This window comes from Lysinibacillus contaminans (assembly GCF_001278945.1).
GTDB lineage: Bacteria > Bacillota > Bacilli > Bacillales_A > Planococcaceae > Lysinibacillus > Lysinibacillus contaminans.
The window spans coordinates 2,055,551-2,080,905 of sequence record NZ_LGRV01000003.1 but is presented as its reverse complement, the minus strand read 5'-3'; the positions used below and the strand labels follow the sequence as shown (position 1 = coordinate 2,080,905).

The 25,355-nt window shown below is 37.1% G+C and carries 24 protein-coding genes; 16 read left to right on the top strand and 8 right to left on the bottom strand.

What is annotated here, in order from left to right; translation table 11 throughout:
- Positions 1 to 27: 27 nt before the first annotated feature.
- The 4 genes from AEA09_RS12275 (at position 28) to AEA09_RS12260 (ending at position 2,792) form a co-directional block, all read left to right on the top strand.
- A complete protein-coding gene (locus AEA09_RS12275; protein ID WP_053584118.1) occupies positions 28 to 369 on the top strand; it encodes a DMT family transporter in 342 nt (113 codons plus the stop codon).
- Positions 369 to 683, top strand: a complete 315-nt coding sequence (locus AEA09_RS12270; protein ID WP_053584117.1) for a DMT family transporter — start codon at positions 369 to 371, stop codon at positions 681 to 683. Before AEA09_RS12275 ends, AEA09_RS12270 begins: the two co-directional genes overlap by 1 nt.
- 386 nt (positions 684 to 1,069) lie before the next feature.
- Positions 1,070 to 2,104, top strand: coding sequence for an ABC transporter permease (locus AEA09_RS12265; RefSeq protein ID WP_053584116.1), 1,035 nt, complete (start codon positions 1,070 to 1,072; stop codon positions 2,102 to 2,104).
- A 1-nt stretch (position 2,105) separates the two neighbouring features.
- The gene (locus AEA09_RS12260) at positions 2,106 to 2,792 is read left to right on the top strand and encodes an ABC transporter ATP-binding protein (protein WP_053584115.1); all 687 of its coding nucleotides are present in this window, start codon (positions 2,106 to 2,108) and stop codon (positions 2,790 to 2,792) included.
- A gap of 155 nt (positions 2,793 to 2,947) precedes the next feature.
- Here AEA09_RS12260 and AEA09_RS12255 read toward each other — a convergent pair whose 3' ends face one another.
- The 4 genes from AEA09_RS12255 to AEA09_RS12240 all read right to left on the bottom strand — a co-directional run bounded on the left by AEA09_RS12255 (position 2,948) and on the right by AEA09_RS12240 (position 6,679).
- Entirely contained in the window at positions 2,948 to 3,823 is an 876-nt protein-coding gene (locus tag AEA09_RS12255) for a glycine betaine ABC transporter substrate-binding protein (RefSeq protein WP_053584114.1), read from the bottom strand.
- A 14-nt stretch (positions 3,824 to 3,837) separates the two neighbouring features.
- Positions 3,838 to 4,692, bottom strand: a complete 855-nt coding sequence (locus AEA09_RS12250) for an ABC transporter permease (protein ID WP_053584113.1) — start codon at positions 4,690 to 4,692, stop codon at positions 3,838 to 3,840.
- Positions 4,685 to 5,884 (bottom strand): quaternary amine ABC transporter ATP-binding protein, encoded by a 1,200-nt coding sequence (locus AEA09_RS12245; protein ID WP_053584112.1) that lies wholly within the window; start codon positions 5,882 to 5,884, stop codon positions 4,685 to 4,687. The genes AEA09_RS12250 and AEA09_RS12245 overlap by 8 nt, the downstream gene beginning before the upstream one ends.
- 159 nt (positions 5,885 to 6,043) lie before the next feature.
- Positions 6,044 to 6,679 carry a GntR family transcriptional regulator gene (locus tag AEA09_RS12240; protein WP_053584111.1) on the bottom strand — a complete coding sequence of 212 codons (636 nt, stop codon included), beginning with the start codon at positions 6,677 to 6,679 and terminating at the stop codon, positions 6,044 to 6,046.
- Positions 6,680 to 6,920: 241 nt separating this feature from the next.
- Here AEA09_RS12240 and AEA09_RS12235 point away from each other — a divergent pair, with 241 nt between their 5' ends.
- The 7 genes from AEA09_RS12235 to AEA09_RS12205 all read left to right on the top strand — a co-directional run bounded on the left by AEA09_RS12235 (position 6,921) and on the right by AEA09_RS12205 (position 12,932).
- Positions 6,921 to 7,652: a GTP cyclohydrolase II gene (locus tag AEA09_RS12235; RefSeq protein ID WP_053584110.1), complete on the top strand. Its 732-nt coding sequence runs from the start codon at positions 6,921 to 6,923 to the stop codon at positions 7,650 to 7,652.
- Positions 7,653 to 7,669: 17 nt separating this feature from the next.
- Positions 7,670 to 8,779 (top strand): bifunctional diaminohydroxyphosphoribosylaminopyrimidine deaminase/5-amino-6-(5-phosphoribosylamino)uracil reductase RibD, encoded by a 1,110-nt coding sequence (ribD, locus tag AEA09_RS12230; protein ID WP_053584109.1) that lies wholly within the window; start codon positions 7,670 to 7,672, stop codon positions 8,777 to 8,779.
- Positions 8,776 to 9,861, top strand: a complete 1,086-nt coding sequence (locus tag AEA09_RS12225; RefSeq protein WP_053584108.1) for an FAD-dependent monooxygenase — start codon at positions 8,776 to 8,778, stop codon at positions 9,859 to 9,861. The genes ribD and AEA09_RS12225 overlap by 4 nt, the downstream gene beginning before the upstream one ends.
- A 15-nt stretch (positions 9,862 to 9,876) precedes the next feature.
- Positions 9,877 to 10,440: a 5' nucleotidase, NT5C type gene (locus tag AEA09_RS12220; protein ID WP_053584107.1), complete on the top strand. Its 564-nt coding sequence runs from the start codon at positions 9,877 to 9,879 to the stop codon at positions 10,438 to 10,440.
- Between the two features lie 192 nt (positions 10,441 to 10,632).
- Positions 10,633 to 11,169: a CueP family metal-binding protein gene (locus tag AEA09_RS12215; RefSeq protein ID WP_053584106.1), complete on the top strand. Its 537-nt coding sequence runs from the start codon at positions 10,633 to 10,635 to the stop codon at positions 11,167 to 11,169.
- 719 nt (positions 11,170 to 11,888) lie between these two features.
- Positions 11,889 to 12,263, top strand: coding sequence for a hypothetical protein (locus AEA09_RS12210; protein ID WP_053584105.1), 375 nt, complete (start codon positions 11,889 to 11,891; stop codon positions 12,261 to 12,263).
- Between the two features lie 144 nt (positions 12,264 to 12,407).
- The gene (locus AEA09_RS12205; protein WP_053584104.1) at positions 12,408 to 12,932 is read left to right on the top strand and encodes a DUF5698 domain-containing protein; all 525 of its coding nucleotides are present in this window, start codon (positions 12,408 to 12,410) and stop codon (positions 12,930 to 12,932) included.
- A 324-nt stretch (positions 12,933 to 13,256) separates the two neighbouring features.
- Here the strand turns inward: AEA09_RS12205 and AEA09_RS12200 are convergent, their stop codons facing one another.
- The gene (locus AEA09_RS12200; protein ID WP_053584103.1) at positions 13,257 to 16,046 is read right to left on the bottom strand and encodes an S-layer homology domain-containing protein; all 2,790 of its coding nucleotides are present in this window, start codon (positions 16,044 to 16,046) and stop codon (positions 13,257 to 13,259) included.
- 431 nt (positions 16,047 to 16,477) lie between these two features.
- Positions 16,478 to 16,642 (bottom strand): aspartyl-phosphate phosphatase Spo0E family protein, encoded by a 165-nt coding sequence (locus AEA09_RS19655; protein WP_082332646.1) that lies wholly within the window; start codon positions 16,640 to 16,642, stop codon positions 16,478 to 16,480.
- 258 nt (positions 16,643 to 16,900) lie between these two features.
- On the opposite strand from AEA09_RS19655, the gene AEA09_RS12195 reads away from it, so the two are divergent.
- From AEA09_RS12195 to lpdA, 5 genes are all read left to right on the top strand, one after another.
- Positions 16,901 to 17,467 (top strand): sigma-70 family RNA polymerase sigma factor, encoded by a 567-nt coding sequence (locus AEA09_RS12195; RefSeq protein ID WP_053584102.1) that lies wholly within the window; start codon positions 16,901 to 16,903, stop codon positions 17,465 to 17,467.
- Entirely contained in the window at positions 17,464 to 18,576 is a 1,113-nt protein-coding gene (locus AEA09_RS12190) for a DUF4179 domain-containing protein (RefSeq protein WP_053584101.1), read from the top strand. The genes AEA09_RS12195 and AEA09_RS12190 overlap by 4 nt, the downstream gene beginning before the upstream one ends.
- Before the next feature lie 337 nt (positions 18,577 to 18,913).
- On the top strand, positions 18,914 to 19,513 hold the full coding sequence (locus tag AEA09_RS12185; RefSeq protein WP_053584100.1) for a TetR/AcrR family transcriptional regulator: 600 nt from the start codon (positions 18,914 to 18,916) through the stop codon (positions 19,511 to 19,513).
- 57 nt (positions 19,514 to 19,570) lie between these two features.
- On the top strand, positions 19,571 to 20,443 hold the full coding sequence (locus tag AEA09_RS12180) for an alpha/beta hydrolase (RefSeq protein WP_053584099.1): 873 nt from the start codon (positions 19,571 to 19,573) through the stop codon (positions 20,441 to 20,443).
- Positions 20,430 to 21,824, top strand: coding sequence for a dihydrolipoyl dehydrogenase (gene lpdA, locus AEA09_RS12175; RefSeq protein WP_053584098.1), 1,395 nt, complete (start codon positions 20,430 to 20,432; stop codon positions 21,822 to 21,824). The genes AEA09_RS12180 and lpdA overlap by 14 nt, the downstream gene beginning before the upstream one ends.
- Before the next feature lie 321 nt (positions 21,825 to 22,145).
- Here lpdA and AEA09_RS12170 read toward each other — a convergent pair whose 3' ends face one another.
- Together AEA09_RS12170 and AEA09_RS12165 are read right to left on the bottom strand one after the other, a co-directional pair.
- Complete coding sequence (locus AEA09_RS12170) at positions 22,146 to 24,530, bottom strand: ABC transporter permease (RefSeq protein ID WP_053584097.1); 2,385 nt, start codon at positions 24,528 to 24,530, stop codon at positions 22,146 to 22,148.
- A gap of 3 nt (positions 24,531 to 24,533) precedes the next feature.
- The gene (locus AEA09_RS12165) at positions 24,534 to 25,292 is read right to left on the bottom strand and encodes an ABC transporter ATP-binding protein (RefSeq protein ID WP_053584096.1); all 759 of its coding nucleotides are present in this window, start codon (positions 25,290 to 25,292) and stop codon (positions 24,534 to 24,536) included.
- Positions 25,293 to 25,355 lie beyond the last annotated feature (63 nt).

Sequence of the window (25,355 nt, the reverse complement as noted above, 5' to 3'; positions counted from 1 at the left end):
AATCAAGTTATTTAGGAGGAAATATAAATGAATAAACAATGGTTGAGTATTTTTATTGCTGCCTTTTTTGAGGTCGGCTGGGTAATTGGTTTAAAGCATGCAAATAGTGTTGTGGAATGGATTGGAACAGCAATTGCGATTTTTATTAGCTTCTATTTATTAATTAAAGCTGGTGAAAGTTTGCCTGTTGGGACGGTGTATGCAGTGTTCGTTGGTTTAGGGACTGCGGGAACAGTTTTGGCTGACAGTTTATTGTTTGGCGAGCCGTGGAAGCTAGCTAAAATTGCGAGTATTGCTGTGTTATTAGCAGGAGTTATCGGGTTGAAACTTGTCACAGGCGAACCTAGAGATAAAGGGGTGAAGGAATAATGGCATGGGTAGCATTAGTGGTTGCTGGGCTTTGTGAAATGATGGGTGTTTTTATGATTAGTAAATATAATAACAAGAAAAGTGTCCAAAATTTAATGCTATTGATTGTAGCATTCACTTTAAGCTTTGCGGGGTTAGCCTACGCGATGGTTTCCTTACCAATGGGCACAGCGTATGCTATTTGGACAGGTATCGGTGCGGCAGGTGGCGCATTACTTGGCATGTTATTTTTTAATGAATCGAAGGACTGGCGCCGTATTGTATGTATCGCACTTGTTCTTGGCTCGGCAGTTTGTTTAAAATTAATATCGTAATAAAGAGCATTTACTTCTAAACTAGAGGTAAATGCTTTTTTTGTAAATTCTTGTAGATAACGAAGTGTAATTTGTCTGTATTTAACGATAATTACAAAAGCTATAGAAATATCGATTACGCAGTTACTCGAACAAGCACCTTATATTAAGCTAGCGACTGACGAAGTACAGGTAAATTTTAAAGGCATATTTGCGGTTATTGATAACTATCGCTAGAGGCTTGGAGATAGCGGAAACGCATTAACCTCATATATCAAATTATGAGAAAACTTTTTAATCTGAATTTTTCGAGCAGTACAGTAGTGTTTCAAATGTAATGTTTAGTTCATCTCCAGTTCATATAGGTGATTTATGCTTAGCTTATCAAAAGATTGGAGGAGTTAGTTATGAACCTTGCCTTGAAAGAAATTAAGAAAAATAAAGTAAGATTTTTAATATTAGGTTCTATTGTGTTTCTTGTTAGTTTACTAACTTTTATCATTTCTGGTTTGGCGAATGGATTATCACAAGACAATGCCGCCCTCATTAAAGATTTACCAGAAGGACAATTTTATATGAATGAAGATGCAGATGAAAAATATAATCTGTCAAGAATAGATAGCGAGCTCCAAAATGAACTATTGCACAAAGAAAAGAATGCTGTAGCGTTTTCAATTCAAATGGGCTTTTTAAATGATGAGGCGGATAAGCAACAAAGCGTGGCCTTTGTGACATCTACCGATTCAAAGCTATTTGAAAATGTGAAGCCCGGGGAAATTATATTAGATAGCTCATTGAAGAAAGCAGGTATAAAAGTAGGTGATACCTTAACGAACAATCAATTTAGTGGTGAGTTTGTTGTAAAGGGCTTTGTGGATCAAAAGAAATACAGTCATGCGCCTGTTGCTTTTATCAACATGGTGAATTATCAAGAAATTTATCGAGTTATGGAAATGCAAATGGTTTTCGTACCAGATGCGGATTCTTCACATGAAATCGCTGGATTACAATCATTTTCAAATAAAGAATTTCTAGGTACAATTTCTAGTTATAGCGCAGAGCAGATGTCTTTAAATATGATTATTTGGTTTTTAGTAGTCATTAGTGGCATGTTGTTTGCGATCTTCTTCTACATGATGAATGTTCAAAAAATCGGGTTATACGGAATTTTAAAAGCAATTGGTATAAAAACAAGTAAGTTATTCAAAATGATTTGGACACAAATGTTTGTAATTACAGTCATTTCACTTATTTTGTCTATTACACTTAGTCAAGTTTTCAATATGATTGCACCAGAAGGAATGCCGTTTAGTTTAACTTTTGAAACTACTATGCAATTGTCTTTAGTATTCTTAGTTATCGGATTTATTGGGGCTACACTCTCTGGACTACAAATTAAAAAAATCGAACCATTACAAGCGATTCAGCAAGGAGAGGCTTAATATGACGTTATTTGAAATTGATAATGTTAGAAAAACGTTTACGAATGGGGAAGTAAAAGAAGAAATACTAAAAGGAATCAATCTTTCCCTAAGAGAAGGCGAGATAACAGCATTAGTAGGCGCATCAGGCTCTGGTAAAAGTACACTTCTTACAATAGCTGCGGGACTTCAACCCACAACTGAGGGTCAAGTACTATTCGAAGGGAAAAATATGACGAATATGAGTGCAGAGCAAGTTCGACAAGTGCGAGCAAGTAAATTCGGTTTTGTTTTTCAATTTGCGCACCTGGTTCCTTTCCTTACAGTAGAAGAACAACTAATGCTAATGTTAGATGTTTCTGAAACGAAATTAAAGAAACATGAGCAAACAGAAGAAGTGAATCGGATACTAAAATTAGTTGGAATGGACCACCGAAAAAATGCGTATCCTTCTTCGCTGTCAGGTGGGGAGAAACAACGTGTTGCCATTGCTCGTGCAATCATTCATAAGCCTAAAGTTCTCTTCGCAGATGAACCAACGGCAAGTTTAGATTCAAAAAGATCTAAAGAAGTTATGTTGTTAATTAGAGATTTAACGAAAACATTAAACATTACGACATTAATGGTTACACATGACGAAGAAATGCTTGCTTATGCTGATCATATAGTTAAAATGAGCGATGGTCTAATTTTGCAAAATACAAATTAAATCTTTAAATAAAAAAACACAGCCTTTTGGGTTTGTGTTTTTTTGTTCTATGTATATGTAATTGAAAGATAAGATCGTTATTAAGCAATTGGAGTAGGTACAATAAAAATAATGGCCCCTTCGTTTTCACTTAACGAGGGGACCATATTTAATGTTTATTTCTTAATATCTTTTGTCCATTCAGCAACTGTTGCTTCATTGTTTTTAATCCAATTTTTCGCCGCTTCTTTCGGGTCAGTACCGTCCATAATTTCAAGCATGACTTCTTCTAAATCATCTGAAGTCCAGTGGAAGTTGTCAAGAACTGAATATACATCTGGATTTTCTTCTTTTAATCCTTTACGAACAAATGTGTTAATCGTTTCTTCACCGCCGTAAACACCCTTTGGATCCTCTAAGTATTTTAAATCATAAGAAGCGAATTTCCAGTGTGGCGACCATCCAGTGACAATAATGTCTTCTTTATTGTCAATTGCTTGAGAAAGCGCTGTTGTCATGGCACCAGAAGAAGAGGTTACTAGATTCCAATCTGCTAAATTATCATATTCTTCTTGTGCTTTTTCAGTCGCAGCAGTAATACCAGCACCAGGTTCAATTCCTGTAATCGTATGATCGGCTTCATTTGTTAAATCTTCGATAGAGTTCACTTTCATATAGCTTGGAACGACTAATCCAATTTTAGCTCCAGAAAGATTTTCGCCGAGCTCATCTAGATCATCCTTATATTTTTCATATTGAGAAGCGTGTGTATGTGGTAGCCATGCTGCAACCATACCGTCCGCTTCACCTTTGGAAAGTGCCTCCCACATGATGCCGTTATCTAGCGGCGTCAATGATACATCATAACCTAAGTCTTCTAGTACCTGTCCAACGACATTTGTCGAAGCAATTTCAGTATCCCACTCAACATAAGCAAGATTTACTTCTTTTGCATCGCTACCTTTACTAGAATCCTCGTCACTACTACATGCAGCAAGTAAGAATCCAAGTCCTAAAGCCATACCTAATTTTGATAATGTTTTAAATTTCATCGAATCTTCCTTTCTTATTGCACTTTCTTTTTGTTAAAGCTTTGAGTCAAGCGATCGATAATAATCGCGAAAATCACGAGTCCTAAGCCAGCGACGAAGCCATTACCGACCTGTGTACGTTGAAGTGCTGTTAAAACCTCACGACCAAGTCCTGGTGCTCCAATCATGGATGCAATTACGACCATTGAAAGTGATAACATAACAGTTTGGTTTATGCCTGCCATAATGGTTGATTTGGCCAACGGAATTTCAACTTTGAATAGTTTTTGACTGGCTGTACTGCCGTATGAATCAGCAGCTTCGACCAACTCTTTTGGTACTTGACGAATACCTAAATTTGTCATACGTACCGTAGGGGGCAGTGCGAATATTACAGATGCGAATACCCCTGGGACAATCCCAATGCCAAAAAAGGCAACGGCAGGAATTAAGTAAACGAAGCCAGGCATCGTTTGCATGAAATCTAGAAGCGGTTTTATGATACTTTCAGCGATACTAGATTTTGACATCAATATGCCAAGTGGAATACCTATAACAATGGAAATTATACTCGAAAATAATACGAGGGTTGTTGTTTCCATGAGTTGAGTCCATAAGCCTTGATTATAAATAAATAATAAGCCTAAGAGTGAGAACGTAGCTAATCCAAATTTTTTGCCAGTTGCGAAAAAAGCTAAAATGACAATTAGTAAGATTAAAATAATGGCGGGAATGCCAATTAATAAATCAGTGACCTGACTCATGAGTAGTTTTCCGGATTTTTGAATTGTGCCGAAAAAGGCTGAAAAATTACTCGTCAACCAGTCCATAGCTGATTCTACCCAAGGGGCAAGTGGTAAAGTTGGTAGATTATCTAAAAAATTATTCATGTGATTCAGCCTCCTCGCTGTATGTTGAGAGCGCTTCGATGACAACGCCTCTGATGAGTACGCCTAGTAGACGTTCATCTTTTACGACAGCAATTGGAGTAGGTGAGTTATGAATCATTCCTAAAATATCTTGTAAGAGCATATCAGGGGGGACTGTTAAAATTTCTGGTTGAACAATCGAATGGACTGTCTGTTCATGTTTTTTTGCTGCAAGAAGTGCATCATCCGCAGTAATAAAACCTTTTAGGCGACGATTTTTATCGACAGCCATAAGTAAACTAACGGTTTCTTCGCGCATTCTTTTTAGCGCTACGGTAGGGCCATCAAGATCAACATTGACGTATACCGGTCGAACCATTGCATTTTCAGCTGTTAAAACTTTGGAGCGATCTACGTCTTCTACGAATGTTCTGACATAGTCGTTAGCGGGATTCGTTAAAATTTCTTCACCTGTACCGATTTGTATGATAGTGCCGTCTTTCATAATAGCAATGCGATCGCCAATTCGAAGCGCCTCATTCAAATCATGTGTAATGAAAATAATTGTTTTTTTCAATGTTTGCTGTAAATCTAGTAATTCATCTTGCATTTCTTTACGAATAAGAGGATCGAGTGCAGAAAATGCCTCATCCATTAGTAGAATTTCAGGGTCATTTGCAAGTGCCCTCGCCAAACCGACACGTTGTTGCATCCCACCGGATAATTGGTTTGGATATTGATCTTTATATGCAAGTAATCCAGCATTTTCAAGTGCTTGTTCTGCTTTTGCTTTACGCTCTTCTTTTGAGACACCTCTAATTTCAAGACCGTATTCGGTGTTTTGAAGAAGTGTTCGATGAGGGAATAAACCGAAGTTTTGGAATACCATACTCATTTTGTTACGTCGAACAGTTTTTAAAGCATCCTTGCTCATTTTAGAAATGTTCTCACCATCGATTAGAATATTGCCGCTTGTTGGCTCAATTAGGCGATTTAGAAGTCTGATAAGTGTCGATTTACCACTGCCGGATAAGCCCATGATGACGAAGATTTCTCCTTCATTAACAGAAAAGCTAGCGTTATAAACACCAACTGTTGCACCTGTCTTTTTTAAGATATCCGTTTTGCTTTTTTGCTGTTTGACTAGTTCTAGTGCTTGAGGGATTTGCTTCCCGAAAACCTTGGAAACATGCTCCACTTTTATTTTTTCCATAGAACCACTCCTTTCGTTGATTGATGCTATTTTTAGGATTGTTATATCCAAAAATGAACAAGTAACAACTTAACGATAACAAAGAGTTGTTACTTTTGTCAAATTAACAAATTACAAAAAAAACGGTTAAACGCTGAAATAACAGCGTTTAACCGGATTTTAATTTGGGTATAAGAAATTTTGGACACGCGCTAAACTTTCATCATTACCAATGAAATAAATAATATCGCCATCCTCAAGCGATGCATACGGGCCGGGGGATAGTAATAATTCGTTGCTACGGCGAATACCAACGATTGTTCCAGAGGTATTTTGCCAAAAATTTAAGGCTTGTAGTGTTTGCTGAATACATGGGCTTTCCATCGTCATTTCAATCTGATAGGGTATGAAGGGATTTACGGAGCGGAAATGTTCAGTTCGGCTAATGAGCTGCTTTGTTTTTTCTTGCAAATTCAACAATTCATTTTGTTGGTTACGAATACTTACTAGTAACTCATTTTGTAGCTCATGCACTGACTGAACATCATGGAATTGTCGGACAAATTGAGCTGCTTTTTCATATGATTTAATGAATACACCACTCCCTTTTGAAGCTTCAACAATTTCTAAATCCTGTAAAACAGCAATGGCTCTTCTTGCAGTTTCAGCAGATACATTATATTGGCTTGCGAGTGAGGATCGTGCATATATTTTATCGCCTACTTGATATTTTTTTTCTACTATTTTCGAGGCGAGGTCTACCGCAATTTGCTGATATTTTGGCTGCTTCACCTGAACATTTTTTTCTAAGTTCATTCATAACTTCCTTTCATCTTAAAGAGCTATCTTTGCCTATTATAGACCAGCCTGTCCTGAAAAAATAGCACATCTATATATAATAAAAAAGGTGCATAATATTGTACTAAAATAAGAGTTGGTATTTGACACAAGTTGGTTATTATAATAAACTTAGTTACGTTATGTAAGTGATGTGTGAATATAAGCACGCAGTTAGGCAACTGCCCTAGCTGTTCACGATAGAAAGTTGGAGAAAATGATGACAATTACTACGAAAATAATGGATTTAGTTAAAGATAAGATGAGTATTATAAAGCAATCTGAAACAGAAAATATATGTATCGTTGGTCCCATAGAATTACCCGTAAAACAAGGAGATTTTTCAGCGACATTCCAATGGTATAACTGGCTAAAGGTGAAGGTGAATCTTTCAAAAGAAGAAATTATTGATTCACTTGCGACAGCAAATTTAGCCTTTCAACAACAATCATCTGTCCTTGTTTACGGTGATTTTGCTAATGCAGATAATGCAATGATACGCATGCATAGCATTTGTCATACTGGCGATATTTTTGGTAGCCAGCGATGTGATTGTGGCTATCAACTGCATGAATCTATGAAAATGATTGTTGAACATGGGTGTGGTGCTATTTTCTATTTAGCGGATCATGAAGGCCGTGGCATCGGTTTATTTTCAAAATCAATAGCCTATTTATTACAAGAAGAAGGCCTAGACACAGTTGAAGCAAACCATGCACTTGGTTTCCCTGATGATACACGTTCTTACGAGGAAGCCATGACTGTACTAGAAGCACTTCGCACAAAACCAGTGACACTGATTACCAATAATCCGAAAAAGCTAGCCGCATTAGAATCACACGGTTTAGCAGCAGAAGGACATGTACCATTATGGGGCGGCGTGACAGAAACAAATCAACTCTACTTGAATACAAAGGTTGAAAAATCTGGACATATGCGTGAAATGAAGTAAGTGGGGGGACATTAGTGATGACGACGGATGAAAAATATATGCAATTAGCACTTGATTTAGCAGCGAGTGCAAAGGGACATACGAACCCGAATCCATTAGTAGGTGCAGTCATTGTGAAAGACGGCGTCATTGTGGGTACAGGGTTACATCGAAAAGCTGGTGAGCCACATGCTGAAGTCCATGCTTTTCGTATGGCAGGGGAGCATGCAAAAGGTGCGACATTATATGTGACACTCGAACCATGTTCACATTACGGGAAAACACCTCCTTGCGCGAACTTGGTGAAGGAATCTGAAGTAAGTCGTGTTGTTGTAGCGATGCAAGACCCTAATCCCGATGTGGCAGGTCGTGGCATTCAACTACTTCGTGATGCAGGGATTGAAGTAGAAGTGGGTGTATTAGAAGCGCAGTCTCGTCGTTTAAACGAACGCTTCATTCACAATATGCGTACAAGTCGCCCCTTTGTAATTTCAAAATATGCGATGACATTAGATGGGAAGATTGCCGCACATACTGGACATTCAAAATGGGTGACAGGCGAAGCAGCACGCGAAGATGTCCATCATATTCGCCATGAAGTAGATGGTATTTTAGTAGGCGTTGGTACGGTGATTGCTGATAATCCTTCATTGACTACACGATTGAATGGAGTCAAAGGTAAAAATCCTGTACGTATTATTATGGACAGTTCGCTCCGAACACGGGAAAACGCGAATGTGCTTAATGTCGAAGAAGCAAAAACGATCATTGTTTGTAGTGAAGATGTAGACCAAGAGAAAATTGCTGCCTTTGAAAAAAATGGTGTAATAATGCTACCGGTTCGCAGTGAACATAAGAGACTTGATATTGATGAAATGCTTGAAAAACTCTATCAGCTAGGTATTACGGATATTTTAGTTGAGGGTGGTAGCACAGTGAATGCGTCCTTTTTACAAAGTGGTGCCATTAATAAGTACATTATATATGTAGCACCGAAAGTGTTAGGCGGTCGTTTGTCGTTAACACCAATTGCTGGTCATAGCGCCACATCGATGGACGAAGCATTTGACGTTGAATTTGATTCGTTTGAAAAAGTTGGTCATGATTTACGCATTATCGCTTACCCAAAGAATGGTGACGAAAAGTGAGTTATGAAGCGGATGTTTGCATTGTAGGAGCTGGTCCTGGTGGTGCTCTTCTTGGTTATTTACTTGCGAAAAAAGGACTATCAGTGATACTACTTGAACAAAACGCAGAGCTTGGGAAAGCATTTCGCGGCGAGCATTTAAATGAAGAGGGTGAGGCTGTTTTAAAGAGTCATAATTTATTTGAAGCAATCGAAGCCCATGGTTTATTACGGATGGAAAAACTTGAATATTTCAATAATGGGCAATTGTTTAAAACTATCGTTGCGGATCCAACAGTGGGTCACCTAGGTATACATGTGCCGCAAGCGCATTTGCTAAAAGTCATTTTAGACAAAACGCATCAATTCCCACACTTTACTTGTATGTTAAACACGAAAGTTACACAACTTGCGACAGATGAGTCAGGGCGCTATGTTGGGGTGGTCGCTTCTAAAGATGGTATATCGATTGAGATTGCCAGTCAGCTTATTATTGGGGCGGATGGTCGTTATTCCACGATTCGTAAGCAGTCGCACATTGATATGGCTAAACGTAAGCATGGCTTTGATTTACTGTGGGCAAAAATTCCTGCCCCGAAAGGATGGGAGCCTGCTATAAAAATGGCACTCATAGGTGATAAGCAATTGTCATTATTTGCACAGACAAATGGGTTTATTCAAATTGGTTGGAATATTGAACAAGGTAGTTTTTCAGAACTTCGAAAGCAAGCATTTACACCATTCATTCAACAGCTAACAAAAGCTTTTCCAGATTTAACTGAGATAGTGGTACAACATATTCAATCTTGGCGAGATTTCGTATTACTAGATGTATTTAGTAGCCATTGTGACAGTTGGGGAACAGAGGGACTCGTACTTTTAGGAGATGCGGTCCATACAATGACGCCAACTGGGGCCTTTGGTTTGAATAGTGCGCTTAAGGATGCGGATTGTCTTGCATCATTATTATCGAAAGAAACGATTGCACAATTCGACGTACAGGTTTTCCAGCAAATGCGCGAGCCTGACATTAATGAAGTACTGACGAAGCAAATCGAAAAAGAACAAACCTTTGCCGCAAACTTCTTAGAAACTGCTTCTTGAAAGGAACAAAAAAAGATGAAATTTGGTTTTGATATTGATGACACACTAATCGATTTACGCGCTCATGCTTTTGATCTTTATAATAAAAAACTAGGTAAAAATGTAGGAATTGAAGCCTTTCATGCACTGCAAAGAGTTGAAATTCACGAGCCATTTGGATTAAGTGATGCAGAAGGTTCTGTTATGTGGAATAGCTCTTTAGAGGATATTTATTTTACGGATTGTCCAATTTTTGAAGGTGCGCTGGAAACATTACAAGCATTGCAGCAAGAGGGACATGACATTTACTATATAACGTCACGTCCAAAACAATATTGTGAGAAAACACGTGAATGGATGATTGCGCAAGGCTTCCCTGTCACAGAAGGGCACTTCTTTTGTGGGATGCAAGATCATGAAAAAGTTGCGACTATTAAATCATTAGCACTGGATGTTTACGTAGATGATAAACCAGCAGTACTTGAAACGCTACAAGATGTAGAGACAGAAGTTATCTTAAAAAATCAATCGTACAATCAACATGTACCACTAGCACGACTTTATCATTGGCATGGATTTTTAGATATGATTAACGAATGAAAAGGATTGGCGCAACGAAATATTCGTTGTGCCAATCCTTTTTCTTTAGTTTGAGTGCCGGGTACTCAAACAATTCTAACTGTTTTAGCCAATCTACCGTTATTCTGCACACTTTCTTCAAATTTATAGATTATACTATAAATTATCAGCGTTTTACGACGTAGAAAGAAATATACAAGAGGTGGATACAAAATGAAATTAAAAATCTTTGCTGCAACTTTGTTTGCTACTGTTGTGTTAGGTGCTTGTAATGGAGAAAGTGCTAATGTAGATAACCCTACAAAAGAAATTGAAACGCAAGATATCAAGGAATTGGTGAATAATTATAGCGGGAGTAAAATTGAAGGTGAATCTGCTTCAATCACATCTAAGCAACTGATTGTGACTGATAAAGAAGACAAAGAGTCAACATATGGTTTGCCAGAAGACGAATTTTTTGTTTCGATTGCTCCATACATAAATGAAACTCATCCTTGCACAAACCATAGTTTGACTGGATGCCAAGGTGAGATGGTGAATAAAGAGATTGATGTTTTCATTGAAGATTCGAAAGGTAATGTGATAGTGGATGAAACAATGACAACTCCAGCGAATGGATTTATTGATTTATGGCTACCTCGTGATCAAACGTATAACATAAAGATGAAGCACGAAGGCAAAATGGTAGAGTCAAAGTTCTCTACTTCTGAAAAGGATGGTACTTGCATTACAACGATGCAATTAAAATAAAACAAAGTGAGGTTGTCACAGAAAACGGACTTTCTGCGGCAACCTCTATTTTTTTGAATGTTTAAGTTAGGTGGGCGTCTATCGTGCGAGATTTGTATTCAATCGTGCATAATATTGATTCTATCGTGCACAAACTCAAATTAATCGAGCATAATTCCACTGCTATCATGCATACCCCCTAGCAAATTTCAAATTCCGCTATGTTATGGAGAGGTTTGCAAGTTCACGATGGCGTGAAAGAAATTGTCGCAAGGCTTTATGCCATGGCTTATTGCAGTATAAGGTTTTGAAGGGCTTGGATATATCATTACAGGCACTTTTTTAGTAGTTATCATTCACAATATTCCATCGTTTGAAGCGTATTATTAACTTCGTTTTATTTTAATTAACAACATATTGTTAATTTGGATAAATCATATATCCCATCATCATAGCTATAAAGCAGGGCTTATTTTCGCCTCGTGATCATGGTATTCGGTAGATGGAAAACGGCCAAGTGGCAGGCTGAAATAGAAAAATGGAATAGCACGCGAAGCACGAGCTCCACCATAGTTAATGGGGCGTGGATACAGAATAATACGTTCAAGGGCAGCGGCTTTAATAGCTGTCCTTTTTATGTAATAGAAATAAGTTTATAAATGGAAAATCATTCCGATGTAAAGATAAATCTCATTGTAAAAGGTTTAACAATAATTAATGAGCAAAGGAGTGTTTACTAGATGAAAATTCAATCCAGTACAAGTTATCTTGGATCTATCAAGGAGAATGAATTAAAATGTCTGCCTTCGGATTTATTTTTAGATGAAGCGAAAAAGAAAAAAGGTAAAGCGAAATTTGAAATTAGAAGTGAAAATGGCTACATCCGCCATTATATTATTAAAGCGAATGGCGAAAAAATTCTTGTTAAAGAAGTGAAACAGCAACAAGAAACGCTTAGTGCAACGGGTACAGGAGAACTTTCTGCCTCACTTGATAAAATGTTAATGGAGCAACTCACTTCTAAACAACCGACGAATCAGCAAAATAATGTCGTAAATGAAGATAGTAATGAACAAAAAGAAGCTCGCATTAATAAATATAAAGCGAGTATATAATCTCATTCCGGCAGCATGACTAAGAGGAAATAATATACTTGTTATTTTGATATATGTATTAATGGAAAAATTCGTATGTTTGTAAAAGTGAAGAATAAGGTAACTGTATATTATGCATTTAAAATAACAATAGGAGGGGACAAAATGCAAGATTTACTTTTGATTTTATTGTTACAACTTTTATATGTTCCTTTACTAACATTGCGTACAATCTTTTTAGTGAAAAATATAACGACTTTAGCTGCTATTATAGGCGTTTTAGAAATGCTTATTTATGTATTTGGACTATCTTTAGTTTTTAATGGAGATCAAAGTGTTTTAGCAATGTGTATTTATGCAGGTGGCTTTGGTATAGGGATATTTGCGGGAACAGCCATTGAAAAGAAATTAGCAATTGGATATGTATATACAATGGTTAATACAAAGGAAAAAAATTCCGAAATGGTCGATTTCCTTCGTGTAGAAGGGTTCGCAGTAACAACTTATGTTGGTGAAGGACGAGATAGTAATCGCTATAAATATGAAATTTTGACAAAACGTAATCGGGAAGCGGAGTTGTTTTATCTAATTGAAAAATTTGAGCCAAATGCATTCATTATTTCATATGAACCAAAATCTTTTAAAGGTGGATTTTTACTAAATCGCATTCGTGCAAAAGAAAAAAAGTAGGATGAATTTAGTATGATTATACGGATACTCGCTTTCTGTGGGCAAGCATCGAGCCGCTTCCTTTGTAGCTGGCACTTCGCTCTCGCAACAAAACACAGCTTCACTCCGTTCCATGTGGGGTCTTTTTCTTGCTTGCATTTACCTAATCAACAAGATTAGCTTTTTTGCGAGAGTATATTTTGATATAGAGCTAAAAAGGTTAATAAAATAGGCAACTTCCTGTTCGAATTTGAACAAGAAGTTGCCTGTTTTTATTTGAAGGACATATGCAAAATTAAAAAAGTAAGCTTTAATGACTTCTAGAATTTGGATGTAACACTGTTTTTATTGAATATTAGATGGTACGTAGATATCTTGGGGTACGAGGTCTAGCTTATTACCACTACTATCTTTTATTGCATTTGTTGTTGATTTTTGAATCTTCACAATACTACCTGCTCTTAGCCATTTACCGCTCTGTGTAATGGTAATCAGTGCTGTCTTAGAATCTGTGCCATACGTTGCTGTTGCAACAGTGGCTCCATCTATCATTACTTCAAAATCCGTTGGGAAAATAGTTGAAACATCTTCAGTAAAGACTAGCGTAATTGTTGAGTTATTTGTTACATAGGCTGACGCCACTTTAGGTGCAATGTTTTCTTTTAAGCTAATAGTTGTTTTTAGCTCTGCTAACATTTCTGTTGAATTTGTAGCTTTTAAGCCTTTAATCGTAATATTACGTTCACCTGTGAATGTGTTTGAATCTTGTTTTAGTGTCAGTTTTATACCATTTAAATTTGTTGCCTCAATGACAGCACTTTCTACTTGTGCACCGTCAATTACATAGTTTTCAACATTTTTCGCGAGCGCTGGATCTACGGGATAATTGAAATGTAGGTAAATAACATTAGTATCTGTCAATGACAGATCATTAGCCGTTGTACGAATGCCTACTAGTGCTAACTTATTAATATTTACATTCAAGTCACCTGCACGTGTAAACTTCACATTTGGTATTTGTTTTAAGTTCACACCATATGTACTAGCGACACCAGAAAATGTTAATGTACCATCATAGTTAGCACCTTTTATATCATATTGATTTAATAAAGAAGATAGTTTTAAGCGAACCTTTGTTGGCGAATCCTTCACAGCTAACACTTCACTGCCTGGTACATTTGCCATATTATATAAAATATTTTGGTGAATATAGCTACCAGTAAACGTTGCAATTGGATAGCCACTTAATTTTATTGCTTTATCAAATGTTAATTGTAAATACTCAACGTTTTGATCATAAACTACTTCAGAATTAACGAGAGTCGGTGCTTTATCATCCTTCACGAAATTATAATCTGTAGAGAAAGTTGCTACTTCTCCAGAAAGGTCTGTTACAACACGTTGATAACCTGTTGCTATAGTTGCGACGCCAAGTAATGACACGTTCGCATCCACCGTCACATTAAATAAACGACCATTTGTTGCATCCTTTTCTATTTTCGTCACTGCTACTGGTCTCGAACCCAGTGTTACGGCTAAATCTATTGGTGCAATAGCTAGTAATTCCTCAGAGAAAAGTAGTTGGAATGTATTTGGTCCAGTTTGGTGTACACTTGTTAATGTAGGTGCAATGCCGTCCTTATCGCCTTTTTTCACCGTCACCATTGATGGGTTTGGCGAAATTAAATTACCCGCTACATCACGTGCTGCAATAAAAGTCAATTGTACCTCAGCTCCAGGAGACAATTGTTGTCCATTTGCTGTTGCGCTAGATAAATCAAATGTTGCTTCTGATGCATGGGCAGCTAATGCACCTTTAATTCCGACAACTCTCACACCATTAGGTAAAGCCGCCTGGATTTGCTCATTAGCAAAGGCTAACATTGGCTCCGAGAATTGGACAGTGACCGTTGATGCATTGCCTTGTTTTGTATCTTTAATGAACGGCGCCGTTGTATCCTCTGCAATCATCATCGTGTTGTCAATTTTACTTACAATCATACCCTTTGCTGATTTCACATTTTGTAATACATAACGATGTGTACCTTTTAACGTTTCTTTAAATATAAACGTGATTGCTTTCTTATCTTCGCTTATTTCAATTTTGAAAACAGGTAGTGCCTTTAAAGTATCTAGGTTAGAGAAAGCAAACACATTGTCAGCTATTGTACTATCTGCTTTTAGCACCGACGATGGATCGATTGCTTGGTTAAAAGCCACTTTGACCTGTGTACCATTTATCGCATCAATAGATTTTACTTTTAGCTCCGCTACTTCATATGTTACGACAGCTTCATATTGCTTTTCATTTATAACAAAATCCACTTTTGTTTCTTCATTTTCTGGTAATGGCGTTGGTAACGTCACCGTATGTTGAGTTCCATCTGTTAATGTAACTTGCAGCGTTGTTTCATTTGTAACAGTCACTGTTTGAATGAGCAAAGGTACTTCTGGTTGAATTGGTGGTTCTGGTGCCTGTGCATCTGTTATTGTACGATGTAAGAATGATGCGAACTGTCCGCGCGTTAATGTATTTTTTGGATTGAATTTTTTCACGTTCGTGATTTTTGCATATTCTAATGCAATAATTGCTTCTCGGTTTTCATCAGTAGACGCTTTATCTAAATCTGTTATCACAGTTTCATATGTTTTTTCTTTATATTGCGCTACTAAATCCAAATCATAAACTGTTTTAATGGCACGAACTAACACAACAGCCATTTGTTCACGTGACATATTATCCGTTTGCATTAATTTATTATTAGCACCTTTAAATACACCCTCGTCCTTTACAAGTGCTGCATATTGTAATAATTCCTTATCTTTTGAAGTCGTTGGCAAATCTGTGAAACGTGCTTGCTTATCAAAATCTTTAGGAATCTCATAGCCGTTAGCTTCTAGCCACTTCCCTAAAAACTTCGTTACACCTCCACGTGTCACCACAGCATTTGGTTTAAATGTACCATCTGGATAGCCACCTACGATACCTGCCTCTGCTAATGCTAGAATCGCAATTTGATGGTCATTATCACTAATATCTGAAAAGCTTGCTGCACTTGCTACGGGCACTACTGCCGAAGCTACTAATGCCGCTGATGCTGCACTTACAACCCATTTACTATGTCTATTCTTCAAGTTAAATTCCTCCTCTAAATGGTAGTCTAGTTTCTATTATAAAAGAAATCGGTATACTTTACCAAAAAACCATGGAAAATAGTTGAATAAAAGAAAAGTGAAGTTCCTATAAAGGGTTTCGCTTGTGCAGTGCCTCTCATTCATGAGAATTGAAAGGTTAATTGTAGGATTAAGGAGGAGTATTTAACAGGAAGAAAACTTTGTTTCAATTACAGCAGGTGCCAAAGAATTAAAGATGATCATGCCTATAATGTTAGCAACTTGAGGTAAGAGTATTGCAATAGATGAGAATGGACAAGCAAAAATAATAAAAGAAAATGGAATATCGTTGAGAGAAGTAAAATTTAAATCATTTACAGTGAACAATGAAAAACCCTGAATAGGAACGCTCTTATTTAGAGTGTCTTATTCGGGGATTATTTTATATATTGTTAGGATGCCTGTTTCCTATACATATTCAGCAATGTATCTAATTCTTGGCTACAAATAACAACCTTTGGATGCGTATATCCTAAATCCTTTGCCTTTTTATACATAACTTGTCTTTTGAATTCAATGACTAGTTTCAAAATTTTTATATTCAATAAACGTTTCACAAAATATCTCCAATCAATTTATTTAATTTTTATTATGTCCTGTAATTTAGTTTAAGACTATACTATTATTGTATAATATTTGAAATGAAAAATGTAAAATTTTTAATCAAATATGAAAATTTAATTAAATTGTAATATATAGGGGCGGAAGAGCGGGAATTACAAGCTTATTTTTATCGATGAGAGAAATAAAAAGATTTTACGTTGTATAGAGTGTAGAGGCTTTTACGACAAAAGGTAAGAAAGGGAACTGGTGCCATGAAGTCAAATGATAGAAATTTTATAAAGCGTTTGAAAAGACAAGAAGAGGATGCACTAGAATATGTCGTCGATCATTATTTACCGCTTGTGAAAGGTGTTGTTTATAAAGTATTGACGCCACTGCAACAAGAAAGTTTATTGGAAGAATGTATGAATGACGTATTTTTAAGTATTTGGGAAAACATAGATCAATTTAAAGGGGATGCCATTGATTTTAGAAAATGGGTCTGTGTAATAGCTAAATACAAGGCAATCGATTATTACAGGAAGGCAGGAAAGAGCATGGAAGTTTCCTCTGAACATACAGGTTTACTTGTTGAAGATTCTGTTGAGGAAGCGTTGATTCAAATCGAAAATCATGAAGAATTGCTACAGCTAATCAATCGACTTGACGCAATGGATCGTGAAATTTTCATGATGAAGTTTTTCCTAGGGGTGAAAACTGAGGATATTGCTGCTCGATTTGGTTTAACACGCGCGGCCATCGATAATCGTATTTATCGGGGGAAAAAGAAACTTCAGCAGCAAGCCATGGATATGAAGTTAGGAGGTAGCCTTGTATGAAAGACATTTATAAATTATTAAATGATGTGCAATTGGATGAAAATGAATTTGTGGAACTTGAAGTTAGTGATATTGAAAAAGCACAAATGAAAAAACAATTAAAGCAAAGAATAACGAAAAAGAAAAAACGAGGTAACTGGTGGGGTCAATTTGCTGTAGCCTCTCTTCTTATAGGATTATCAGGCACTATATTAGGCTTTACCTTCCCAGCACAGGCTGGAAGTATTCCAATTGTTAGAGATATTTTCAAGTTTATAGACGGGGACCGGGCTGCTTTTTATGAAAATTATAAAGAATTTTCGACAGCGATTGGATTATCTGATGAGAGTAAAGGGATTGAAATTACTATGAATGATGCCATTTATGATGGTGAAACGATGACTGTCACAATGGCCATTAAAAGCAAAAAAACTTTAGGAGATCAACCGATATTTCGTCATACGGCTTCTTTTAAAGATGTTGATGGGGGGACGTTTGGTTTACAAATAAAAAAAGTGGATGATTTCAATTATGTGGGAATATTGACGGCAGGAAGTTTTGGTCAAGCTTCAAAGGATATGGTTAATTTCATATGGAAAGTAGATAAAATATTTATCGAAGAAACAAATAAAGTTATTAATGGTAACTGGCGTTTTGCTTTTTCCATTGATGCGACAGAACAACATACTCAAGTAGTCAATCAATCCATAGAGCAAGATGGTGTCAAGGTGACAGTTAAGCAAATCACGAAAACACCAATGTCGGTGATTGTTTACGTAAAGGAGCAAATAGAACAACAAGTTTCAGAAGAATGGGATTCTATAAGTCTTCAGTATTCAATGAAGGATGATGTAGGGAATGTCTATGAAGGGGAGAGCCTAGGGGGATATGGAGAACCAGACGACCCAGGTGTGATGAATACGGGGAAAACGTTTGAGAAATTAGATGAACGGGCAACAACGTTAACGATTGTTCCTCAGCTCCGCATGTTGAAGGCTTCAGCGAATCCGAGTGAGAAAACTGAAAGCGTCAATGCACTTGGTGAATCTGTAATAAGTAATGCTACAACAGAAGTTGCTGATTATAAGGAAATGACGCTTGAGCCGATTGTAATTGAGTTAGAGAAGTGAATTCAATGAAGAGGGGGGTAGCGAATAATGCGAGTGCTGAAAAAAAAACGAAGCGAACGCTGAAACCTTGCTATGAGTGCTGAAAAAAACGAAGCGAACGCTGAAAAACAGCTATAAATATTGAAAAAACTAAGCCGAACGTATAAAAAATCGATGAGAAGACGTTCTCTTTATTTATTTTGTAGTTTCTTCTTCACAGCTGAATTGTTTTCGTTTTTCGGACGAGTAGTTTGCTGAAAAGCGAAGACACAGCTAAATAATTGTATAAATTTTCTTTCAATTCAAAAAGTATGTGTTACAATAAAAGAAACCAATCGGTATCTTTTTGGGGGTAGACATGAAAAAAGGCGAGGAAACTAGGCGGAATATTATTCAGAAATCTGCCGCGATTTTTAATCAAAAAGGTTATATCACGACAACAATGAATGACATTATTCAAGAAACAAAGATTCAAAAGGGAGGGATTTACAGGCACTTCAAGGATAAAGAGCAGCTGATGCATGAGGCTTTTCAATTTTCTGCAGAAACGATGCGTCATTATCTTATGGCGAGTGTATCACAGCACGAAAAAGCAGAAGAGAAATTAATCGCTTTTGTAGAGACCTTTTTACAATTGAGTGAAGGGAAGCCAATGGTTGGAGGATGTCCGATTTTTAATGCAGCAGTTGAAATGGATGATTTAGAGGGAAGTACATTGCTTCCAATGATCGACGAAGCAATGGGGTTGTTGATTCATTGGGTAGAAGAAATAATTGAAGAAGGTATTGGGCAGCAAGAGTTAAAACAATCGGTTCAGCCATATGATACGGCGGTATACATCGTCTCGACGCTTGAAGGCGGACTTGTGTTAGGTAAACTGAAGCCAGATGGGCAAGTAAATAACATCATTAAAAATCAGTTGATACATTATATTTCAATGATGAATGAGCGGCAATAGAGCCGTCTTTTTTTACAACAAAAAGAGACCAATGGGTATCTTTTTAGGAGGGGTAGAATGAAATATTTCTTAATAATTGTTTTGATTATGGGTGTTTTATTTGTTAGGCACTATATGGTGTACTCCATTTTCACTCCGAAAAAGAGAGCAACTAAAAAATTGCCTTCATTGCTATATGAAAATATTGAAATACAGTGTACAAAGGGAATGATTCGAGGTTGGTTAATGAAAAGTGAGAAGGCTGATGGCTGCTTTATATTGGTACATGGGTGGGGGTCGAATCGATCTACTATGTTAAGGTATGCAGATTCTCTGGTAGTGAAAGGGTATGACGTTCTGTTAATAGACGTTTTGGGTCATGGAGAGAGTGATTCAGTACAAAAGCAGGTGAGTATTGAAACTTTTGTGATAAGCATTCAAGCGGCAATTGATTTTGTGGAGGCACGATCAAATATTAATAGTCATGCAATTTATGTTTTAGGTCATTCGATGGGAGGGCTAGCTGCTAGTATTGTGAATGCAACGGACCTAAGGCTAAATGGGTTGATTACAGATTCCATGCCGACCTCATTAGAAAGTATTAGTAATTCGATGGCTGGCAAAGTAACACTTCCATATAGACCTTTTGGATGGCTCATTGTTAGTTGGTTTTTAGTGAGGGGAGGCGTATTTTTCAAAACTAGAGGCGAATGGCGTTTAGATAGGGTTTTTAATCAGCAACTAGCCCCAGCATTTAGTATTCACTCCTGCTTCGATCAAAAAGTGCCGGTTTCATGTGTTGATGTGTTGATGCACACTAGCAATTTTAAAGAAGTCATCAAAGTAAATACAAAAGGTCATCATAACTGCGTGCAAGACGAGCATTTTTGGCGTTATGTTTTTCAATTTATAGAAAGTACGAAGGGGGAGAAGGGCTATGAAACAACTTGAAACACTTGTAATTGGAGCAGGTCCAGGAGGTTATATTGCGGCAATTCGCGCGGCACAACTTGGTCAAAATGTGACGATCGTGGAGCGAGAGTATATAGGAGGGGTTTGTTCAAATGTTGGTTGTATTCCATCAAAAGCATTAATCTCAGTCGGTCATCGTTTTATGGAGGTAAAGCATGCGGAACCGATGGGTGTTACCACTGCCAATGTGACACTAAATTTTTCGAAAGTACAGTCGTTTAAAGATGGTATTGTGAAGAAGCTAACGAATGGTGTAGAAGGTTTGTTAAAGGCGAACGATGTAGAAATTATAAAGGGGGCAGCATACTTCGTTGATGCGAACACAGTGCGTGTTCAAAATGGAGATCAAACTCAACACTATACATTCAAAAATGTAATTCTTGCCACAGGTTCTCGTCCAGTTGAAATCCCAAGATTTAAATTCACTAAGCGAGTACTAAATTCAACGGGTGCACTTAACTTAAATGAGCTGCCAAAAAAATTGGTTGTTATTGGCGGAGGATACATCGGTACTGAGTTAGGGAGTGCTTATGCTAACTTGGGTTCTGAAGTAACCATCATCGAGGGCGGAAAAGACATTTTAGCTGGTTTTGAGAAACAAATGACTCAAATCGTGAAAAAAGGTCTGAAGAAAAAGGGTGTAGACATTGCAATAAATGCTTTTGCTAAAGGTGTTGAAGAAAACGAGTCAGGCGTTCGTGTTACTTATGAAGTAGACGGAGAGGAGAAAAAGATTGAAGCTGACTATGTATTTGTCACTGTTGGTCGCCGTCCAAATACAGATGAAATGGGACTTGAGGAAATCGGCATTGCATTCTCTGAACGCGGATTAATTAATGTAGATAAGCAAAGCCGTACGAACATCCCAAATATTTATGCAATTGGTGATATCGTCGCTGGTCCACAACTTGCACATAAGGCATCTTACGAAGGGAAAGTAGCGGCAGAGGCCATTACGGGCAAAGAATCCATAGTAGACTATCTAGTGATTCCAGCAGTATGCTTCACGGATCCAGAATTAGCAACAGTTGGTCTTTCTGAAGAGCAAGCAATAGCGGGAGGACTTGAAGTAAAAGTAGCGAAGTTTCCATTCGCAGTGAACGGTCGAGCATTAGCTTTAAATGAATCAGAAGGCTTTGTGAAGCTCATTACACGCAAAGAGGACGGCTTATTACTAGGAGCAGGGATTGTTGGCGTTGGCGCATCCAATCTGATTACTGAATTGGCCCTTGCAATCGAAGCGGGGATGACAGCAGAAGATATCGCGTTAACAATTCACGCTCACCCAACATTGGGGGAAATTGTTATGGATGCAGCAGAAGCCGTGTTAGGGAGAGCTATCCATGTTGTAGGGGTGTGAGTAGATGATTGTTTTTCAATACTATACGAAATGATATATACACATTTTTAATCGAGAAATAGTAATAAATGAATAGAGTACTTGCCATCTTTTTCTCTCCGTGGTTTCTCTATGAGACGTTAATCAATCATTCATGATTGAAATATAATAAGGTATTTGAATCTATATGGCTTGCTGTAGCGCGGCAATTAACAACTGTAATTGTTCTGAACGAGAGAATGTATAATAAAACGCTATCCTTCAATGTGTGTCACTGAAAGAATAGCGTTTTACTTGTTTCTAGGGCTAACCTGATGGATAGGGGTCATCATTCATTTTGTATTATTCAACAATCAAAATACGAGGGGAAGTTTTTGCAATAACTTTTGTTGATAGCCAACAGCCAATGCAAGAAACGACGATACTTAAGCAAGCTATGGCTATACTCATAGGCCAGTTCACGACTAGTGGTAATTCAATTAATCCATATTCTAATAGGATGATCTTTAGGGAAAAAGGAATTAATTTTATGCCAACAAAAATGCCGAATATTGAGCCAAGTGTTGAAAGTATACATATTCCAGAAGTAATGGACCATCTAATATTTGCTGAAGTCATACCAATAGATTTATAAATCCCATAGGTACTGCTTTCTTTTCGAACATTAATACGAGAAACACTAAAAATAATAATACATGTAACGGTTAAGAATAAAATGCCCATGACAGAAAGTGGGATGATAAATACGGCAATAACCACTTTGAACACAGAGTCTAATAATGTTTGCTGCGTTTCAGGGGTGATAGAGTGCTTGAATTTTTCATTTAACTCAGTTACTACTTGGTCTGCTTGCGTCTCATCGTGTAAGTTAATCAAACTGATTTTAGATGCTGAGTAGTCGGAATGATGAACCTTGACAACTTCAGCTGTGATTCGCGCAGAGGTAGACTTATTCGCGATAGCTTGATAAATGCCAGTAATGAGAAGACTATGTGGCTTTCCTTCTATATAGACGTCGATCACATCGCCTAAGTTTTTGTTTAATGCGCTTGCAACATTCACACCAATGGCAATTTCATTTTTAAGGGAAGGGTTACGACCTATAATAGTTTCGTAGCCTACATCATCGAAGCTTCCTTCTACAATATCTATATTTATATGCAACGGTTGCTGTGCTTTGTTTGGAAGGATTCCAGTAAATACATCTAGCCAAGCGTAATTTTTAATTCTACTATCAGAAAGCAATTGCTGTTCAAAGCGCTCTTTTGAAAACGTAGCATCATTATCTACAGTTACTGCGATATGAGATGAATCATAGCCCCATGAAGGTGCAGTTTCTTTAATAGAAGCAATGCTGTTAAGAAAAACAACACCAAATACTAAAATGCCAGAAGTGATTGTAGTCAGTATAATAATAAGAATTGAACTTTTCATATTCTTTGTTATATTTTTCATGCCGAGTTGCAGATGAATTGGTAAATCTACAAAATGTAGAATTCGATTTGATTGATTGAGACGTCTATTCATTTTGCTGTTGGCTAGTTCAGACATACCGTATTTGATGGCTTGAACAGGTTCGATATATCGAGCTTTGTTCGAATAGAAAAAAGCGGTAATGCTAACAATAAAAAATATTAGCAATCCGATAAGTAAATTAGTCGTAACATCTTGAATAATCGTTAAATGATCTCCTGTTTTTAAATAAGACAAAGAGCTTTCAATGATGATGCGAGAGAGGACATTACTTACTATAAGACCTGGAACAATGGCAACAATCGATAACAAGCTATATTGCAGTACATACGTTGCAATTATCCCTTTAGATGAAAGACCAAGGGACTTGATAACACCAATGGTTTTGTAGTTGGATAAAATCGCATCTGAAATGCTTAATCCAATGATAAATAATGAAATAAATAGCATTGCTATGGCTAATACCACCATGATAAAGCTTATTATTTTATTGATGATTGAATAAAATGAGAAGAGTTGCTCATACTCCATTTTGGATTCAAGATATGGGCTTTTTAAATATTGTTCGAAGTTCGTCCAATAGTCTGTATGTTGATGATAGTCTTCATATCGAAGGGCCATCATATATTGATCTATCCCTTTCATCATGCCTAAGTGTGCATTGTAATCCAGTTCGTTCATCCAAATTCGAGCATTTGTTGTAAAGGGTCCGCCGTAAGGTAAATCTACGACAATTGCAGCAACGCTTAGTTTAAAACTATTTTCACCTGTCTGGAATTCCACGAAATCACCAATGGTAATACCAGAAGTAGTAGCCATAGATGTGGGAATCCAAATGGTTCCTTTGTCTGGATAAGACTGTTCTTTTCCTTCTGCAAGTAGTAGTTGATCAATTCGAGATGGTGTTTTCGGTGTATTCATCATAAGCGGGTATAGATTTGGCGGTTCAATGCCATTGAATTTTATCCCCGATAGTTGTCTAAATGGTATTAGTTCGGAAGCTGTTACACCTTTTTGATTTTGCCACCAGTTGTTTACGATGTGCGGATTATGGATTTCTTCGCCCATTGTCAAAATTTGATGGGCACCATTTGATTCACGATGTGCTTTTTCAAACATATTATCTGTATTGATGATAATAGTAATTGAAGTGGCTAAAAGTAAAGTGGACAACAAAATGAGTATGGCAATAAGTCCATTTTGAATTTTTCTTTTTCTTATCTGTGCGAGACATAGAGTAGTGATTGCGTACATAGTCTACTCCTTCCTCGAAACATAAGAAAATATTATATTCTCGCGCTCTTGCATGTCCAGATTCTCGAATGGCTCAAAGTTTATAATCCCATCTATTTTTCCATCTTGAATTAGTATGAGACGATTCGCACGACAAGCTGCTTTTATATCGTGTGTAATCATGACAACGGACTGACCATTTCTGTTTAAATTCGTTAAAATATCTAATACCGCAATGCCTTGGTCATAATTTAAGCTACCAGTTGGTTCATCGGCAAATATCACTTCTGGGTCATTGACTAATGCTCTTGCTATTGCAGCTCTTTGTTGCTGACCTCCAGAAGTTTGGGAAGGGAGTCGGTTGCGCTGTTCATCAAGCGACATTGCTTGAAGAAGAGACTCCACTTTTTTTAGCACTTGTTTTTTAGCTGTTTTTGCAATATATCCTGGTAGTGCGATATTTTCAAGTAAGGTCAAATCAGGCACGAGATTACTACTTTGATAGATGTAACCTATCTTTTTTGAACGAAAAAAAGCTAACTCTTTTTCTGGAAATGTATCCAACCTTTCTCCATGAAAATAGACCTCTCCAGCAGTTATTGTATCCAGTCCACTAAGTAGATAGAGAAGTGTGGATTTGCCAGATCCAGAATTCCCCATAATAACAGTGAAATCACCTTTGTAAATTTCTACATCAATATTTTTTATGGCATGGTAGTGTTCACTACCTGTAGTATAAGTCTTACACAAATTTGTAGCATGAATAAGAACCTCTTTTTCCAATCAAAATCACCCCTAAATGCTGTATTTACTTAAGTGTAATGGATATATATTACAAGGTCCTTA